This is a genomic window from Thermococcus sp. M36 (assembly GCF_012027355.1).
Lineage (GTDB): Archaea > Methanobacteriota_B > Thermococci > Thermococcales > Thermococcaceae > Thermococcus.
In genome coordinates this window covers 1-443 of sequence record NZ_SNUH01000213.1, presented here as the reverse complement: position 1 = coordinate 443, position 443 = coordinate 1, and the positions used below count along the sequence as shown (strand labels likewise).

The window sequence follows — 443 nt, the reverse complement described above, 5'->3', positions numbered from 1 at the left end:
ATAAAGCTCAACAGGATTTTAATTCATTAAAGCAGTTTACTGAAAATGCTTCTCACGAGTTGCAAACACCATTGGCAATTATCAGAACAAAATTTGATTTACTTATTCAGGCAGAAACATTAACACAACAACAGATTGAAGCTTTACAATCTGCTAATGACGCATTACAAAGATTGTCTAACTTAAATAAATCTTTGCTATTGCTTACAAAAATTGAGAATAAACAATTTGAAGAAAAAGTTACTATTAATTTAAAAGAACTGATTGAAAACAAATTGATTCAACTGAGTGAATTAATTCAAAATAAAAATATTCATGTTACTTATTCCTTAGAAGAAATTACTATTAATATGAACAGCGATTTAGCTGAAATTCTGTTAAACAATTTATTGGTGAATGCTATTAAGCATAATGTGCCAAATGGAGAAATAATTATCAATCTA

1 protein-coding gene is annotated in these 443 nt (G+C 26.9%); it reads left to right on the top strand.

Annotated elements, in window-relative coordinates:
* A partial coding sequence (locus tag E3E36_RS12035) for a HAMP domain-containing sensor histidine kinase (protein WP_240911868.1) occupies positions 1–443 on the top strand: 443 nt, incomplete at both ends.